The 19331-nt window shown below is 40.6% G+C and carries 12 protein-coding genes; all 12 read right to left on the bottom strand.

All coding sequences use genetic code 11. The annotated features are described in order from the left end of the window. Window positions 1-84 precede the first annotated feature (84 nt). The 12 genes from DF185_RS03470 to DF185_RS03525 all read right to left on the bottom strand — a co-directional run bounded on the left by DF185_RS03470 (window position 85) and on the right by DF185_RS03525 (window position 19083). The gene (locus DF185_RS03470; protein WP_165835927.1) at window positions 85-969 is read right to left on the bottom strand and encodes a helix-turn-helix domain-containing protein; all 885 of its coding nucleotides are present in this window, start codon (window positions 967-969) and stop codon (window positions 85-87) included. A 209-nt stretch (window positions 970-1178) separates the two neighbouring features. Then, window positions 1179-2069, bottom strand: coding sequence for an AraC family transcriptional regulator (locus tag DF185_RS03475; protein ID WP_110359313.1), 891 nt, complete (start codon window positions 2067-2069; stop codon window positions 1179-1181). A gap of 303 nt (window positions 2070-2372) precedes the next feature. Further along, window positions 2373-3578, bottom strand: coding sequence for an anaerobic sulfatase maturase (locus DF185_RS03480; protein ID WP_110359314.1), 1206 nt, complete (start codon window positions 3576-3578; stop codon window positions 2373-2375). Between the two features lie 301 nt (window positions 3579-3879). Continuing rightward, window positions 3880-4551 carry a putative quinol monooxygenase gene (locus DF185_RS03485; protein ID WP_110359315.1) on the bottom strand — a complete coding sequence of 224 codons (672 nt, stop codon included), beginning with the start codon at window positions 4549-4551 and terminating at the stop codon, window positions 3880-3882. A 171-nt stretch (window positions 4552-4722) separates the two neighbouring features. Further along, the gene (locus DF185_RS03490) at window positions 4723-6066 is read right to left on the bottom strand and encodes a glycoside hydrolase family 5 protein (RefSeq protein WP_110359316.1); all 1344 of its coding nucleotides are present in this window, start codon (window positions 6064-6066) and stop codon (window positions 4723-4725) included. Window positions 6067-6094: 28 nt separating this feature from the next. After that, complete coding sequence (locus tag DF185_RS03495; protein WP_110359317.1) at window positions 6095-7663, bottom strand: sulfatase; 1569 nt, start codon at window positions 7661-7663, stop codon at window positions 6095-6097. 201 nt (window positions 7664-7864) lie between these two features. Beyond that, entirely contained in the window at window positions 7865-8815 is a 951-nt protein-coding gene (locus DF185_RS03500) for a glycoside hydrolase family 5 protein (protein ID WP_110359318.1), read from the bottom strand. 18 nt (window positions 8816-8833) lie between these two features. Further along, window positions 8834-11227 carry a glycoside hydrolase family 94 protein gene (locus tag DF185_RS03505; protein ID WP_110359319.1) on the bottom strand — a complete coding sequence of 798 codons (2394 nt, stop codon included), beginning with the start codon at window positions 11225-11227 and terminating at the stop codon, window positions 8834-8836. A 12-nt stretch (window positions 11228-11239) separates the two neighbouring features. Then, entirely contained in the window at window positions 11240-12928 is a 1689-nt protein-coding gene (locus tag DF185_RS03510; RefSeq protein WP_110359320.1) for a polysaccharide deacetylase family protein, read from the bottom strand. A gap of 136 nt (window positions 12929-13064) precedes the next feature. Further along, on the bottom strand, window positions 13065-14693 hold the full coding sequence (locus DF185_RS03515; protein WP_110359321.1) for an MFS transporter: 1629 nt from the start codon (window positions 14691-14693) through the stop codon (window positions 13065-13067). A gap of 137 nt (window positions 14694-14830) precedes the next feature. Then, entirely contained in the window at window positions 14831-17269 is a 2439-nt protein-coding gene (locus DF185_RS03520; protein ID WP_110359441.1) for a glycoside hydrolase family 94 protein, read from the bottom strand. A 98-nt stretch (window positions 17270-17367) separates the two neighbouring features. Beyond that, complete coding sequence (locus DF185_RS03525) at window positions 17368-19083, bottom strand: sulfatase family protein (RefSeq protein ID WP_207784563.1); 1716 nt, start codon at window positions 19081-19083, stop codon at window positions 17368-17370. Window positions 19084-19331: the final 248 nt, after the last annotated feature.

Genomic DNA, 19331 nt, shown 5'->3' on the forward strand with positions numbered 1-19331 from the left:
TTTTTGCTTTAATTGTTTTGACTAAATCTTATGGTACAAATATCGGAACTTGCTCTCCTGCAAGCGGTATAAAATTGTAGGGCCTTAGTGTACTTTTAGGAACTCTTTACGAAATTGCTCAGGAGTACGTCCGGTTTGGGTTTTGAAATAACGGTGGAAGTAGGCCTTATCGGAAAAATTCAGCTGAGCAGATATCTCTGTTACAGTAAAATCTGAGTGCAGCAACAAGCGTTTTGCCTCCAGCAGTACCCGCTTTTGAATCAAATCGGAAACCGAATTGCACCCACTCTCCTTAATAATATTATTTAAGTGCCTGGAACTCAAATGCAGCTTGTCGGCATAAAAAGCCACCGATCGGTTCTCCTTATAATACTCATCAATCAAAGTTTCCAACTTTCGTATCCGGCCTGAGATATCACATGTCTGCTTCACTCCTTTATCAGCTTCATTTCTATACAGTCTCTCTAGGTCTATCAACAACAACTCCAGAGATGCTTTCAAATGATTCTGCTTTTTGAAACAGGTTTGCTGATATTCCTTGTACATGGACTCCAAGTGGAAAGTCAGACATGAAAAATCATTGGGTAACTCCATGATAACAGAGTTGAGAGTGGTATGAAAAAAAGGATAATCATACAGTTTGCGATTGTCATCAGACTGGTGGAAAATATTTGAACTAAACTCAAGCAAGTAGCCTCTGCTTTTCTGGAAATCGAATGAGTGAACCTGCCCTGGAGAAAGGAAAGTAACCACATTGCCTGTTAACTCATGTCTTTTACAATCAACGTGATGAACTCCTGCCCCTCCAAATTGAAACACCAGCCCATACAAGTCCTTCTCCCGGAACTTTTTCCGACATCCCCAAACACCTGCATGTTCTACTTCCTCTAATTTCCCAATGTAAAATTCACATTTCCCCTGCTCCATTTGAATCAATTTGTTTGGATTCCTTTTTTCTCTTTTCCTCATCATATCTCACTCTAGGGTGTTACTTTCTCCACGAATCAATATTCATGAGAGCATCGCAGAGATCATGTGAATCAATGATCAGACAAGTCCATTAATCAAGTCGGAAAACGAAAATGTCCAATTCCACAATCAGTAGAGATAGATCACATCATCCCTCATTGCAAAATTGGACACATCCAATAACTTACTGGGTATAAAAAAGGTAGGTCTTAGTGTACTTTTAGGAACTTATCACGAAATCCTTCCGGCGTGTAGTTGGTTCTGCTCTTAAATAAACGATGAAAATAAGCTTTGTCTGAAAAGTTCAATTTCCAGGAGATTTCGGCAACTGTGTCATCGCTGTTCAAAAGCATTCGTTTGGCCTCGGCCAGCACCCTGGCATTAATCATGTCGGAAATAGATTTCCCTGTGCCTTTCTTCACAATACTGTTGAGATGGCGGGATGTTAAGTTGAGCTTATCAGCATAGAAACCAACCTGTCGGTTCTCCACAAAATTCGTATCAATTAAACACTCCAATTTTCGAATGCGCTTGGTATCGGTTTGCGCTATCGTCTCTTTCTTGATTTCCTCTACCCCATACAAACGACTCAACTCCACCAATAGAATCTCCAGTGAAGATCGTAGCAGGCTCTGCCTCCCAAACTCTTCTTTTCCAAACTCCTGGTGCATGTTCTCCAACAAGGAAGGAATACGTAAATTGTCACTTGAAATTTGCAAGGCAGGAGAACTTAGCGTAGTATGGAAAAAAGGAAAATCGTAAATTTTCTCAATGGCCTTGTTCAATCGGTAAAAATCGGACTTAAAGGATATGGCATAACCACTCATTAGTCGCGGATCATAAGCGTGACATTGTCCAGGAGTGATGAAAAATACCGAATATCCTGAAGCTTTATGCTTTTCACAATCAACAAAATGAAACCCACTTCCCTCCTTAACAAATAATATAAAATAAAAATCATGAGTATGCGGAGTCAGTTGTGAAGCAATCTCGTCATATTTATAATTCCCATGAATTTTATCAATCTCGAAGCCCAAACCATCATGCTTTGGAATGGTTGTTTCAAAGGTGTGTATTCTTCTGCTCTGTTCTTGTCCCATAATTTGCTAAAATTTGATATAACTCCCTTCCAGACCAACCCACTTCGTAGATTGTCTTGTATTCCAGCAGAATAACTAAGGTACAAATTTTCCTTATTTTCTCCTGTATTCATGCTATATATCCTACAGGTTTACATCTCAATCCTAATAAAATCATGCCGGAAATAGGTCACGCAAACTACACCAATACCACTTGAACTATGGTGTAGAAAAGTGGGATATTGGTGTAGTTTTAAGAAGTGATTAATTAGCTAATGTGAAAATTCAACAGGTAAAAACCAGAACATTCCTAACTTCTGCGTTCTATCTCTTCACAAAATCATTGAAAGCATTGTAGGTTCCTCCGCTTTGCTGAGCTTCCATTTCTTTCTGCATCTGCATTTGCTGGGCAATCCAGTTTCTTCCCATCTCTTGAAGTTGGGTGTGGGCATGAGCAAAGAACATTTTGTATGAAGTACAGAAACGCGGCATTCCATTGTCCATAGGATCTTTGATTCTGTCTTTTGTACAACCTCCAAAACAGTGTTTCAGGTAACTACAGCTCTTACATTTACGCGGCAATTTGGCTTTCATGCAACCAAACTGATGCTGCTTTTTGGAGTTTAGCATGTTGATGATTTTCCCTTGCTTGATGTTTCCCAATTTCCACTGAGGTTCTACAAAGAAATCACAAGCATATACATCGCCGTTGTGCTCGATTACCGTATATACTCCACACTCTTTCTGCAGTGTACATTCTGGTGCTGGTATTCCCACATAGGTATGGAAAAGTGAATCGAAATGACGAACCGATGTAGTAGGAACTCCATTTTGGAAATCATTGATCCAAAGATCCCAAAGCTTACAAAGTACTTCTCCGTACTTTTCAGGCGAAAGTGAAAAAGATGCAGCTGCTCTGGGGTTCTCCTTATCTGTCTCAACAATAGGAATGAACTGCATAAAATCGAAGCCCATTTCCTTGTGATAATTGTAAATCTCTTCGATATGATCAGCTGAATGATCGGTCAAACAGCTCAGTACATTTGTAGCCACTCCCTTGTCCAATAACATTTTGGCATTTTTCGACACAATCTCCCAACTTGGCTTCCCATTTGGAGTAAGACGATAATGATCGTGAATATGTTGTGGTCCATCCAATGATAAACCTACCAGCCAATTGTACTCTTTTAGGAATTCGGCCCACTCTTCATTCAACAATAAGCCGTTGGTTTGCAAACCATTCCCAACCGTCTTCCCGTTTCCGTATTTCTGTTGAAGTTCAATCACTTTCCTGAAAAAGTCCAGTCCCATTAAGGTAGGTTCTCCTCCCTGCCATCCAAATGACACTTCCGGTCCTGATTGTTCCATAACCTGGCGGATTAACATCTCCAGGGTTTCCTCATCCATACGGTGAACCTTCTGTTGGTGATAAAGACCCGCCTTTTCCAAATAAAAGCAATAGGTACAGCCTAAATTACAATCTGGTCCCGAAGGCTTAATCAAAACTGAGTTTAGTTGTTTTTTAATCATTTCATCTACTATTCTATCGTCAGAAACTTCTGTATTGTACAGAGTCTTCTTTTGTATTCATATTTTATCACCTCCCGCATCTACTTGCGAAGGAGAATGATTTTTTAATGTATGTGTAGGCTATTACTGGGAAGTGTTTGTTTGTCGCGTAAAACTACATACTATATTTCAAAATCGAAATACAAGCTGTGAAAAATACAGACAACACCAGCCAATTAAGCTGACACTAAATTACCAATAGAAATAATAGTAAAAGTAGATTTTCCGTTCAGTCAGGCGGTATGAATGGTTCAATTCACTGCTATTTCCCTATCCAACTTCCTAAAGGCTCCAGTATTCGAAAAGTTCGCATACTTTGCATCAGATCTGGTAGCATGTTTTCATATACCCGTCTATATTCTTTTGCATTCAGGTGATTCTTTTCAAAATCCTCCATACTTGCTTCGTTCCATCGTTCATAAATGGTAAATCGGGAAGGATCTTCTGCATCCTGATGCAGAAATGTGCTTACAAAGGCGTCTTCCTCGGCCATTTTATTGAGTATCTGCAAAGCAGCTTTCTTCCACTCCTCAAGCTTATCCAGCTTAATGTGGAAATTCACATAGAAGATCAAATCATTTTCCGATGGCTTTACATTTGCACTAATCCAATAGGCCAATGGTTTTAACAAGTGAATCTTTCTGGGAGTTTCGCTTATCAAAGGCAGTCGCTTCTCATATTCTTTTCGATAATCTTTTCCTTCCATTTGATAGGTCATAAAAGCATCCTTCGAAGAATCCGTCCATCGTTCATACATGGAAAAACGCCCTTCACTTTCGGCATACTGGTGCACAAAAGCACTCACAAAACTATCTTCCTGAGTCATGTTTTCAACAACACCCATTAATCGTTCCTGAAACTCATTTGTAAATTCCGGCTTGATATGATATTTCACATAGAACACCAGGTCATTGGGATTAGCATATTCAGTCATCCTTGATTCTTTTTAATTCATTTTTGTTCTCATTAATTTACAACGATTTGAATCAAAGGGCAACCTACTTTCCATTATTTGCTCAATATCAATTTCCCTAAAAAATAACAGCCCGCCATTCCAATTAAGAAATCAGCGGGCTGACTAGCCAATCTAAAAATCTGAGTTCGATTAATCGTATGTTTCCAAATCGATAATCTTCAATGAAGAAATTGTATTCTCCAACTCACTGCTAAAACTGCGTGTTGTCCTTGTATATTCATGCGCAGTTCCAGCAAATCCTTTCCCGGTATATGCAATCACTTTAAATCCCCAGGGAACCATAAGTGAGGAAATTTTATTGTCAAAGTTCAATGCCTGCAATTCAGCCTCATCGTACTCGCCAGGACTTAAACGCAAGCTTTCACCCTGGTATCCTTCGCCGGAATAGAGAGCAACTTTTTCTGTATCCAATATGACATCACGTACCGGAATTCCTCCATATTCTCCTTCCGGATACCACCTAAGGTTCAGGTAGTCGTAAAACTTATCATCGGTATTGATACACCAAGGCACTTCTATCTTTGCCAATTCGCGAACAAAAAAGGTAGCAAACTGCACCTGCGATGAAATATCGTACTCATTTCCCTTGTTGTAGTTCCCAGCCATCCAGGCTCCCAGCCAGGTAGAGCGGCCAGTTGCTTTCATGTATTCATTGGCAGCCTCAAAATGATCAAGTACCAATTGGCGCTCTTCAGGAGTTCCTGTAGTCCATTGTTTGTTCCCTTCCAAAGCCGGCCCGGCAGCATAGCAGTGCCATTCCATCATAATAAAAGGGTCCGATTCATCCGGCAATTGAATGAATTGCAAGTTGGCAGGTTTTGATAAACCAACCGGAGGAACAATTAGAATTCGATAGGGGTTTGATTCCCGAATTGCCGGAATTATATCTGCATAAAACTCATTCAAAAGCTGATGGTCTTTTTTCAAATTGCCATTCAGTTCAACAAAGAGGTTGAACACAAGCAAATCGGAATAGTCCTTGTATCGTTCCGCAACAGTACGCCACCAATCAACCGTAACTTGCTTTGCCTGTTCCATGTCCTCTCCTTCTTCAGCATCATGCCCATGGAAAGCCAATACAGGAATTAAACCATGCTTTAAACATTGATCAATCTGTTCATCCAAATGCGAAAACAGCTCATCCGTAGCGGGCTTATTCACACGAATTCTCACCATTGTAAAACCTGCCCCGGCAATATCAATTACTTTTTGCTCATCATGATTTTCAATGTATTTGTTGAATTCAGACCAGGCAACATCGAAGCCTTTCCCCATCATTTGTACCAATTCATCCGGATAAAGCACTCCTTCAATCCGGTCCTCTTCCGATGAACCATCATTATCTTCGTCGGTATTTCCGTCATCTACATTCTCGTCAATCGTCTCTTTTACCTCCTCAACAATGGAAGAGCTTCCACAGGCACATAGAAAAAAAAGAGACAGAGACAGGCAGTACATCAATTTTCGATTCATGTCTTATCGTATTTCTTGTCTGGTTAAACTATCTTTTGAATTGAGCCTGGAAAAAATCAACACTGGTAGCTTTCATTTGCTCATACACTTTTTTGTATTCTTTATTCCCAATCAGGTTACGGGTTTCCAATTCATCTTTTTGATAATCGTAAAGTTCTTCCCCTACGATTAAATCTTTATTGAAAGCTTGTGTCGTTCTAAAGTTTTCTCCCATCCAAAGCACGTAACGATATCTCTCGGTACGGAATGCATAGCCCATTGCTTTTCCTCTTCGGAACTGACTTACCGAGTATTTCTTTACAGATTTCTTCTCTCCGCTAAGTAAAGGCACAAGGCTGGTTCCAGCTAAATGTTCCGGCTCTTCGATACCTGAAAGTTCACAAAGTGTTGGAAAAATATCTACAAACTCCGATGGAGCATTCACTTTTGTTCCATTCTGTGCCTCAGGTGCTGAAAAAATCAAAGGAGAACGTGTTGCCTGTTCAAAGTTGGAATGCTTGCACCACAGGCCATGATCACCCAAATGCCAACCATGATCGCCCCACAATACAATTATGGTATTCTCTCGTAAGCCAAGTGAATCCAAGGCTTGCAACACCTTTCCCACCTGTGCATCCATATAGGAAACCGATGCATAGTAGCCATGAATCAATTCCCTTTGTTTCTCTTCAGGAAGTAGATCTGGTCCAATATCTGAGAAAGACTTCAATTTAGGAATATCGCTATATGACTGAATTTCTCCTGACTTGTGATAAGCGATTTTTGGCCCGTTTTTAGAAAACTTCTGATAAGCTGCCAAAGGAAGCTCATTTCTGTCGTACAAATCCCAATACTTTTTAGGAGCCACAAATGGCAAGTGCGGTTTCTTAAAACCAACTGCCAGAAAGAATGGTTTTTCATCTTTTGATAATCTCTCTAACCTGTCAATCGCTGATAAAGCAAGTACACCATCAGTGTAAGCGTTATCAGGCACATCCACACATTCGGATGAAGGTTTAATGTGCTTCATCACATACTTGTTTAAAGCACCTCTTTTTTTATTCTTCTTTTTCCCTTCCGCAGTATAGAAAGCTACTTTCTCCTTTGTTTCAGCAGATTGATAATGCCCCAGAACTTCTTCACCAAGCTCTGTATTCTTGTATTTTTCATCACCACTAAAGGCAAATTCCTCACTCCAGGAATGCTTGTCATGCTTTGCATCTACACTACGGCGATCGTAAATCTTACCTACTCCTGTAGTTGTGTATCCCTGATTTTTAAAATACTGTGGCAAAGTCAAAATATCAGGATTCTTATCTCTGATCTTCGTTTTCAAATCCCACACCCTGGTGCTATCGGGACGAACTCCTGTTAGCAAACTAGCTCTGGATGGAGCACATACTGCCTGCTGACAATGATTATTCATAAAAACAACCCCTTGCTTTGCCAGTTGATCTATATTGGGAGTCTTCATTTGCTCCGCACCATAGCATCCCAAAACAGGTTTCAAATCATCCACAGCAATGAAAAGAACATTTTTCTTTTCCTGTGCTTGCCCTAGTAATGGCATTACTGCCATTGCCAGACCTATTCCTTTTTTTATGATATGCTTCTTCATGGTCTTAGTTATAGTGTATTCGATCTAAGTCTAATTTATTCTGTAAAATGGTGTTTTTATAGCAATCAGCGGTCAGCTACAAGCTATCAGCTAAAAGAAAAATCTCAGTCATAAAACTCAATCCGATTCTTCGAAATTTTAGTAAATGATTTTTAGCAAACAACTAAAGACTGAACGCTGATAGCTGATAGCTGATAGCTGCTATCTCCCAAACTGCTTTTTAATCCACTCCCCGGTCTCAGTCAACTGATCCCATTCCTGACGCACACCACTTCCTGGTTTAAATACAGATGAAGCTTCTGGCTTGTCACTCAAATTCCAGTTCATCCAACTAATTTTTAGTTGCTCCGGGTTGTTTCCTGCCAGGATATCCAACCAGATTTTGGCACTCTCATAATCATTTCCATCATCTCCATTGTAGCTACTGGTACCCCATTCCGAAACAAATACCGGAATTTGTTGAATAGCCTCAATAAATGCCTTCCTGTTTTTGTGACTCTTGGCATAAAAATGGAAAGTATACATGATATTCTCAAAATTCAAAGGATCCTTAGCCGCCGCTGCCAAATTTGAACTCCAATCAGGTGTTCCCACCAGAATAACGGTTTCCTTATCGTTTTTACGTATCAGTGGAATAATCACATTTGCATATTTCTTCACCTCTTCCCAGGTTGTTTTATTGGGCTCATTACAAATCTCATAAATCACATGCTCCTTGCCTGCATGGGTTTTCGACATATGTTCCCAGAAAACTTTCGCATCATCCAGCACTTTATTAGGATTTCCTGAATCCATGGCATGCCAGTCAATTATACAATACAGCCCTAATTCTTCCGCTATTTCAACCAACTCATCAATTTGCCTGGTATAATAGGCCGGATTGTCTTTATAGTTCTTTGGATACAAAGCGAATCGCACTGCATCAACCTTCCAGTCTTTGGCCAAAACTTCCATAGAACTTCTGTTCATACAGTGTGCAAACCAATACAAACCATGGGAACTCATTCCCTTAATTTGAACCGCACTACCTTTTTCATCGCACAACTGACGACCAACAACTTTTAATTTTCCGTGTTTCTTAACCGGAGCTTTTGCCAGGGCTGCTCCGCATACAAACAGAGCAGCTATTAGAATAAGAATTTTTTGTCTCATACTTATTTATTTGTAAGGTTATCCCATAATTACTTCTACCTGATATTCTTTGCCTTCTTCGCCAACAGGTAGCTTGTTTCCTTCAATAATTTCACCGTTCATTTTTAGGCAGGCAATCCCTTTCATTACACGATTAGGGTTTGAAACAGAGATGTTATAAACCGCACCTCTGAAATTTCTTACAACCTTAAAACCTTCCCATGAATCCGGGACACAAGGATCTACTGTCAAACCATCGATTTCTGGTCGAATTCCCAATAAGTATCTTGTTGCAGCATAGTAAGCCCATGTTGCCGTTCCACTCAACCATGGCAAGCGGGAAGAACCAAATCGCTTGCTGTAAACACTATGTGTTGACTGTGCATATACATATGGCTCAATTTCTCTTACCTCGGCCATATCGTTATATGCTGCAGGCAAGTAGCTCTTGTAATACTTGTATGCTCTGTTTCCATTTCCCAACATACTTTCAGCCATTACTCCCCAACCTTGCGTATGGTTGAAAATCCCAGCATTCTCTTTCATTCCAGGGTTGAACAATACGGCACGAACAATATCAAAATCTGATTTTTCGAATGGTGGTGCACACAACATGATCCCATAATCAGTATACAAATCGTCGTGAACGACATTCATTGCCTTTTCGGCTTTTTCCCTATTGGCATGACCACTAATCACAGCCCAAACCTGTGGATTCATGAAAATATTACCTTCTTCATTCTCTTTGGCTCCAAAACGGAATCCTTTATCACTAAAGGCACGAACGTAACGGTCTTCATCCCAGCAATGCTCTTCCAGACTCTTATCCAAAATTCTTAACTCCTGCTCTGCCCATTCCACTTCTTTTGTCAAGCCCAGTTTTTCAGAAACCTCACTGTATTTGGCCAAAGCATAACGCAATTGGAATGCTACAAACACCGATTCACCTTCATATCCCAAAACCAGGCAATCATTCCAGTCGGCAGCCAATCCACATGGAATCCCGTGAGCTCCTGAACGCTCCAGGTTAAACTCAATGGCTCTTCTTAAATGTCCAAGTACAGAATCTTTTCCCTTATCGGCATAGGGTAGTTCTTTTAGGTAGAAATCAAAATTCCCTGTTTCATTTACATATTCAGGAATGGCATTGAACAACCACAAACAATCGTCTGAACGGTATTCATTTGCCTCAGGTTCTTTCTCCTGTCCTGGTTTGTGTGCGAATGGCTTCACCACTGGCATCGCTCCTCCGGTTGAAGCCTGACCTGTGATCAATAGCTCCAGACGTTCTCCTGCCTCTTCGGGAACAGAATGCATCACGCCCAACATATCCTGTACTGAATCACGATACCCTAAACCATCACGAACTCCAGCATATACTAAACTGGCAGCTCTTGACCATGCATAGGTAATCTGACAATTGTATGGACTCCAAACATTCAGCATGCTGTTGACATCAGCATCAGGAGTTTCAACTTGCATTACTTCCAAACGGCTGTGCCAGTAGTTCTTTAACTCTTCCAATTCATTTTTCAGAATCGATAGGTCTGCATATTTCTCTTTTACCTCAGCACCTTCTTTTTGTGCACTACCAATTCCCATGACAATGGCGAACTCAACAGATTCTCCCGGCTGCAAGCAAATGTCAGTTTGTAAAACCCCGCAAGGATTTCCTCCTTCGGCCAGTGAGCCTGCGCATTCCCCTTTTTGAACAACATCAGGATTACCATAGCCATTGTATCTGCCAATAAATACATCTCTATCGGTGTCATAGCCCGAAACCTCTGCTCCTACCATGGCAAAGAAGGTATGGCGCTGCTGATCCTTCTGCTGAAAATCCTCAGGCATTTCAGGCATGTTGATATTCGATCCATGATCGATAATGCCATCAACAACCGACATGTTTGCGATGTACTGCGTGTACTGAAGGTTGCCCAAATCATCCCCTGCATTCCAGTTACAGGCATACTCTACAAACGGAAAAGCCCTTAAGTTTCTTGTCTCCTTGCCCTTATTGGTAAGCTTCACCATCCATGCTTCATAAGCCTTTCCCCTGGGAACAAAGTAGCTTACTTCCGAAGCGATGTCTTTGTATTCCGAACTAATTTTTGTGTAAGCAGTTCCGTGTCGGCACTCGGTTTTAAATTGCTCCAGCGACTTTCCAACTGGCTGCCATGAAGCCGACCAAAAATCTTTGGAATCCTTGTCGTGAAAATACAGGTAACGCCCTGCCTGATCCATAGGGACTGAGTTGAAACGCAATCGGGTAAAGCGCCCCTGAGCTGCTGATTTATAAAAGCTGTATCCTCCGGCATTATTGGTTATAATCGCTCCGTAGTTTGTATCTCCCAGGTAGTTGGTCCATGATGCCGGAGTATCCGGTCGTTCCACTACATATTCTTTATTCTTATCGTCAAAATATCCGTACTTCATTTTCTTCAATCTCTAGTTATTAGTAGCTAGTCTCTTCTTTAATTCTATTGATAGTTTCTCTCCAAAACTTTTGGCACCTTCCACATTAAAGTGAACGGCATCTTTCAGGTCTTCGAGTTTGGAAATCTCTTCTCCCCTGATTAGGAAAATGTTCTGATCGCCATTCTGTTGAAACTCTTTCACCACCTGAGTCATACTCTTTCTAAATTCAGCTATACTCTCCCCACTCTTTTTACTGCGCAGAGTTTTTGTATGGGTTGGTGTAATACAGAACAGCTTGGTATGGCTGTGTTTTTCACGTATGTTTGTCAGGAAATTCTCCAATCTTTTGCTGTACGCTTTCGCTGATATTCCCTCTCCATTGTAGTCATTGTATCCAATCAGGATGGTCATGTAATCGATATGGGAAAAGTCATCCCTGATCATTTCAGCCATAGGCACAGAAGTTTTCCCTCCTCCTACGGCTACATTATACAAATCCCAGTTCATTTCACGGGATAGTATAAAAGGATAGGTTTGATGACTTGCCTGCTGCCCGGTACCATGAGTAATGGAATTTCCGTAAGCCACATAAACAGGTTTCTCTTCCGATTTAATTTCTTTCAAGTGATGTCCTTCTTCCAGTTCAATATTTACAAGACCTACATTGGACCAGTTCGGAAGACTGATTTCATAGCTAACTTCTTTAGCTTTATGCGCAGATTCTATATCAAATGATAATAAGGGTCCATCCTTTTTTCCAAACTTGGCGACTTTTACAAACTCCTTATTTTGATAGATTCCGAAAACAGGTCCTCGATTGTCTCCTTCCAATACTTTAAAGTTGACCTTTACTTTGGGACTGGCCGTTTTAAATGACACAATAACACCTGTGTTTGTTTGTGCTTTTACAGGACTAAACTTGCTTTTAGATTTCGACATTGCCAATAAGCTGGCTGAATGACGAGGAAATACCATCACTCCATTCTTGATGTAATGATATTTACTTCCTTTAATCTTAATCAGCGAATGATTGGCTGCTATGGAATTTTCTTCACCCGAAGACAGTAATTGCGATACGGTGACAAACTGATACCCCTCTGATTTTAATTGAGGAAGTACTTGCTTCAATGCTTTGATGGTATGTTGTCTCTCATGACAAAGAACAATCGCCCCTGAATGAACCTCCTCCATGATTCGTTTTACGATTCCCTCAACTGGTACATCTTTCTTTGCATCCCTGGCATAAACGGAAGCATTCACCGCTTTCAAGCCAAGAGATTCCAAATTATTACTATTCAGCATATCATACTTTAGAAAAGGGGCACGATACAAGCTTGGCAAGTATCCCAATTCTTTCTTTATCATCTCCTGAAAGCCTTTTATCTCCTGCATCGATTCATCTTTCGTGGTAGTTTCCAACGGACGTTTATGCGTCATGCTATGGTTGCCTATTTCATGCCCTCTTTGCAATACCTCTTTGGCTAAGGCTGTATGCTTCGACAGGTTTCTCCCAATGGTAAAGAAGGTGGCTTTTCCATCTGCTTTCTCAAACAAGTTCATGATTTCAGCAGTAGTCTGCGGATTGGGTCCATCATCAAATGTAAAAGCAAGCAACTTCTGCTTTGTCTTAACAGATTGTAAAGGTTCAATTGTCTGACTCATGACAGACAAAGCTGCCAGCAGGAAAATTCCAATCGATATAATTAATCTCTTATTCATGCAATTCAACTTTTCAAGTTCGAACTAATTCAAATGAATGAGGGGCTGCTAAATCGAGTACGCCACTACAAAAAGTACTCTACCAAATAACAAAACCTCTACGCCTTGCAGCCCCTATTCAATTTACAATTAAAAATTAGTCCTTTACTCTTCTTAATTTCAACTCCTGTTCTACTTCACCTAAAAACTTCTCATCCAGCTTGTAGAACAGCATAAAGATGGCTGCCAGCACACTTCCCGCAGCAGGAATCAAACTCATCATCAATTGAATTCCTGTTAAAGCTCCGTCGGCTTGCTCTACATTGGCCTTGAAACCAAATGCAGCCAATAACCATCCTGCCAATGCTCCTCCAATGGTCCATCCAAACTTTTGTGCCATGGTTGATGCCGACATCACCAAACCTGTTGCTCTTCGTCCGGTTTTCCATTCTGAATAATCTGCTGCATCGGTATACATCGCAAACACCAAAGGTGCAGTTGGCCCAAATACAAAACTGATTAATACCTGTAATACAAACATGGCAATGATGTCATCCTTCCCAACAAAATAGAAGGCAACGGTCAAAACACTGGTAAGAATCATGCTATAGATGTATGCTCTCTTTTTTCCGAAGGTTTTCGACAACCACTCCGTTAAGGTGATGGATGCAATGGTTGCAATGGTACCTGCAATCATAAAGCCAGAGGCCAGGGCATCATTCCCCACATAGTATTTAAAGTAATACATGATGGCTCCATTTCGAACGGAAACATAGGATAAGGTAAAGATTCCCAACACAAACAAAATCCACCAAGGCTTGTTGGCTGCCAAATCTTTGATGTCATCTTTAAGTGATGTTTTTTGCTCTTTCGCAGGCTGAACTCTCTCTTTGGTAGTTGCAAAAGTAATCAGGAACATGATCACTGCCAGGGTAGCCATAACCACCATTGCCCACATAAAACCTTTGCGTTCGTTCACAACACTTACTTTCAGTTGAGCCTTGCCAAGGTCAACTCCTTCAATATAATCAGCAACAATCACAGTTTTCTTTTCAAACCCCTTCTGCAAGGTCAGTAGTCCACTTGTAGTATCTGCCTCAGCAAACATTTCAGGAGTAAGTACACAAAGTGATATTTTTCCTTCAACCGGTTCTTCGCCCGGTACAGTAGCTTCCAATTCAATTTTAGATGTTCCGGTTCCTTTTTCAGTGATCACAATTTCATTTTGAACCTGCTCTGCAATCACAACAGAATCATCGTTTCCTCCAAACTGCTGAACCAATGGAAGGGTAATTCCCTGCACAATAAAAGCCCCTGCAAAAGCAAAAATAAATCGGTACTGAGAAAAACTTGTGCGCTGAATAGGGTTGGATGAAACCACCCCCATCAAGGCAGAGTAAGGAATATTGATAGCCGTATACACCATCATCATTAGTGTATAGGTAATGTATGCATATACAATTTTGCTGGCTACAGACCAATCTGGAGTTGTAAATGTTAGTACTCCGATAATTCCAAATGGAATGGCCAACCACAGAATATAAGGTCTAAACTTTCCCCACTTGGTATTGGTTCTGTCCGATAAAATTCCCATTAAAGGATCGTTTACCGAATCCCAGATTCTGGTTACCAGAAACATGGTTCCTGCTGCCGCAGCAGGAATACCAAATACATCTGTATAAAAATACAGAAGAAACAGCATGAAGGATTGAAAGAACAGATTTGAGGCCGTATCCCCTAAACCGTATCCAATCTTTTCTTTGATATGTATCTTTTCGTTATTCATAGAATTTCGTTTGGTTAAAAAGTCTTGTCTATATTGTATTTCAATAGCCCGAACCTGAGGCAGATTAATTGTCTGTCGCAAGCCGGGCTATCCACTGTATAGTTAATTATTACTAAGCATTGATTTTGTTCTTGCTTTTATCCCATAACAACTTTCACCTTATTACAGGTTCCTTTATCCATTACAGGAACGATATTGGTATCCAATTTCTGATCATTCAACCAAAGCTCTTTAACTCCTTTGGAAACACCTTCAGGATTTTCCACTTCAATCTGATAATTTGCACCTCTGAACTTACGATTCACGGTATAGTTTTTCCACTCTTCAGGAATACAAGGATCTATTTTTATTCCATTATAGTCTGGCTGAATTCCCAGGATATACTGAACAACTGCATAGAAATTCCATGCTGCTGTACCTGACAACCAGCTGTTTTTACCTTCACCTGGCTTGTAGGCATCCTTCCCTGCAATCATCTGGCAATACACATAAGGCTCTACCTTATGAAGCTCCTGAACTTCCTCTAAGTAAGAAGGACAGATTTGCTTGAAGTAATTCCAGGCTTCCTTACCGCGACCAATTTTGGTTTCCCCGATAATAATCCATGGGTTGTTGTGACAGAAAATTCCGGCATTCTCCTTGTATCCGGCAGGATAAGTTGAGATTTCGCCATATTCAATCATATACTTGCTGAAAGCAGGATTATTCAATACAATACCGTAAGGTGTATTCAATCTCTCCTTTACACTGTTCAATGATTTCTCTACCATGCCTTCTTCGATTCCGATTTCAGCCATGGAGCACCATCCCTGAGATTCAATAAAGATCTTTCCTTCTTCATTTTCGTCAGATCCTACTTTGTTTCCATGAAAATCGTAGGCGCGAAGGAACCATTCACCATCCCAACCTTTGGCTTTAACTGCTTCTTTCATTTCATCCACAGCTTTCTGTGCACGCCCGGCTTCTTCTGTTTTGCCCAGTTGCTTACACAAATCGATATAGTCGTTTCCATAAACAACAAACAAACCTGCAATCATCAATGATTCAGCTTTCGAACCTTCGGTATTGTTCTCGGTAGTCTGGAAAGACTCATTCGGATTGGTTGAGAAACAGTTTAAGTTCAAACAGTCGTTCCAGTCAGCTCTTCCGATCAATGGCAGGCCATTTGGCCCTAAGTTGTTAATCACATGATTGAAAGAAATCGTTAGGTGATTAAACAATGGTTGAGCCAGGCTTTCATCATTATCAAATGGTACCAATTCATCAAGAATTGAGAAATCGCCACTCTCTTTGATATAGCTAATAGTTCCTAAAATCAACCACATTGGGTCATCGTTAAATCCACCACCAATGGCATCATTTCCCCTTTTGGTAAGTGGCTGATACTGGTGATAACATCCTCCATCAGGAAACTGAGTAGAGGCAATATCGATGATTCTTTCACGGGCACGTTCAGGAACCTGGTGTACAAAACCAATTAAATCCTGGTTGGAATCACGGAATCCCATACCACGTCCGATGCCTACCTCGAAGAAAGATGCAGAACGAGACATGTTAAAGGTAACCATACACTGGTACTGGTTCCAGATGTTTACCATTCGGTTCAACTTATCATCCTCGTGATCCAGCGTAATAATACTCAATAGGTTTTCCCAGTAAGCAGCCAGTTCTTCCAGGGCAGCATCTACCTTTTCAACTGTATCAAATTTGGCTATCTGTGCCTTTGCTTTTGTTTTATTGATAACGCCTTTGCTCTCCCACTTGTCGTCTTCTGCATTTTCAACGTATCCCAAAACAAAAATCAAATCTTTACTTTCTCCTGGCTGCAACTCAATCTCGAAATAATGAGATGCAATTGGAGACCATCCGTGAGCTTCTGAATTGCGAGGAGATCCATCTAAAACAGCCTGTGGTCCTGAAGCTTCATTATACAATCCCATAAAGGATTCACGGTCGGTATCATAGCCATCGATATCGGCATTTACATGATAAAATGCAAAGTGATTTCTACGCTCCTTGTATTCTGTTTTGTGGTACAATGTAGAACCATCAATCTCAACTTCCCCAGTAGAAAGGTTACGCTGAAGATTGTTTTGATCATCTTCGGCATTCCACAAACACCACTCATTGTAAGAGAAAAGCTTAAACTTTTTAACTTCTTCACTCTTGTTGGTCAATTTCATTTTCTGAATTTCGCACCAATTCCCAAGTGGAATGAAAAGAGTAACTTCTGACTCCAATCCATTTTTTTCACCTGTAATCTTGGTATAACTCAAACCATGACGACACTCATACTTATCCAATTCTGTCTTTACAGGTTTCCACCCTGGCGACCAAATTGTGTCATTGTCCTTGATATAGAAATAACGTCCTCCGCTATCCATAGGCACATTGTTGTAACGGTACCTGTTCAAGCGACGAAACTTGGCATCCTTATAAAAACTGTAACCCCCTGCTGTATTTGAAACCAAGGAGAAAAAATCCTCGTTACCTAAATAATTGATCCATGGAAATGGGGTATTGGGTTGAGTAATTACATACTCTCTTCTTTCATCATCAAAAAATCCGTACTTCATTTTCTTAGTCATTAATGTTTCTGTTGCCGATTGATCATTTTCGGGACAAAGAGCAGGACGTAACAAATAGGTCCTACTCTTTTCTAACCAACTAATTTCTACTTCTTAAATTCACCGAAAACTCCCGGTAAGTCGTTCAAATACTTTTTCAACTCTTTCTTCAATCCCTTTAACTTGGCGCTGTAAGCTTCGTTTTCATACAGGTTATCTTGTTCCTTAGGGTCTTTATTTAAATCGTAAAGCTGATCGGCATCGTAATAGTGCTTATAGCGTTTTGTTGAAGGGTATTCAGCATCACCACCTCCAGGTATCAACATCAAGTGTGAAAAAGGAAGACTTGCGTCATCGAAATGGTATTTCAATTTGTTTGCGATACGGAAATTGTTCCAATCATCCAACTTCTGCTGACGCTCTTTCATGCTCCAGTTCATGGCATACTCAGGGTAACGCAAAGCAATGTATTTGTGATTGTCCATCAACACCCCGCGAGAGAATCCCATTTCGAAATAAAGCGACTCGTGAATCTTTTCTTTCTTTCCATCCAGAATTGGCAAGAAACTTTTTCCATCAAAGGCTTTCACCTTTTCAACTTTTCCACCGGCCATATCGTAGATGGTTGGTGCAAAGTCGATGTTTGAAACCAAGGCCTCGTTTCTATTGCCACACTTGAATCCTCCCTTTTTCCAAACAATTGACGGGCTACTTACACCGCCTTCGTAAACCGATCCTTTGGCATACTGACCGTGATCGCTAAAGAAGAAAATGATGGTATTGTCTAACTTTCCTTCATCTTCCAGTCTTTGCATTAAAGCACCAAGAGCATCGTCAATCCACAATACATTAGCTTTGTTTTCAGGAATATTTCCCGGTGTTGCCAATCCTGCATCAATTAAACGCTGACCAATTGTCTCTTTGGCTGGCTGCACATTAGGTGCTTTATCCAAAATTCCTTCTGAGGTGATTCTGCGATCCGCATCCCAGGCCTGTTCTGCATTTGTTGGTCCGTGAGGAACAGTTGTAGCATAGTAAAGGAAGAAAGGCTGATCTTCTGCTTTATCCATAAAGTTCAAACTCTTCTCTGTAATCCAGTCCAGATTGTGATATCTCAACTTTTCAGGTCCCAAATAGCTTGGGTTATCGTAATAATTTGCCCCGGCATAATCAAAGCCACACTTTTTCATGGCATCGGCAATCAGCTTGGCATTTCGTTTCAGTACTTTCACAGCATCCGGCGAAGTAGGATCCGTATCCAAAGGAAGTTTTCTCCAACCTTCTGCCTCAATTACATGATCTTTTCCGAAAAAACCTGTGGTATATCCCTGCTTCTTCAAAAGCTTGGCAATTGAATTCGATTTTGGTGTCATAAAAGAATTCCATTGTACCACAGTTTCCCCATCCATTCTCTTGGTATCCTTCAAAAATCCTTCATTTTGAGCACGACTGGCATACTGACCGGTCAAACAAGAAAATCGACTAGGAGTACAAACAGCCGAACTCACATGCTGTCCGAACATAATGGTTCCCTCCTTTGCCAAACGATCGATATTGGGGGTCAAGTTTTTACCCTTACCTTCTGGCAAACAATTAAATTGAAAACGTTCCATATCATCAGCAATAAAAAAGATGATATTTGGTTTTTCCTGCTGCGATGCGATATACTTCCCTGCCGAATCACCTTTTTTACTTACAGGTACAACAGCCTGCGCCTGATTTTCTCCTGCCAATAAACAGAATGGCAACATCGCTAAACTTAAGCTCTTAGCTGATCTTGATAAAAGACCTGTGCTTCTTCTTGTTTTTATAGTTTCGTTCATGTATTTGTTATTTTTCCTTCAACCAGCCTGCTTACTCTCAAATTCTATTTGCTTGAAAAAACCTCTGCCAATTGAAAAATTTATCAATTATCTTAAAGTTTCGTTATCCTTTGTTCCTTATTGGCACAAACGATGACACATTGTGGAAGGCCCCGATTTTTTTAAAGCTTTAAGGAACAGTAGCAAAAATAGATTGAGGGGGATGAAAGGTGGTTCACTCATGAATCGGAAAGGTAGGTTTTACGATC

The sequence above is a fragment of the Marinifilum breve genome, from assembly GCF_003202155.1.
GTDB lineage: Bacteria > Bacteroidota > Bacteroidia > Bacteroidales > Marinifilaceae > Marinifilum > Marinifilum breve.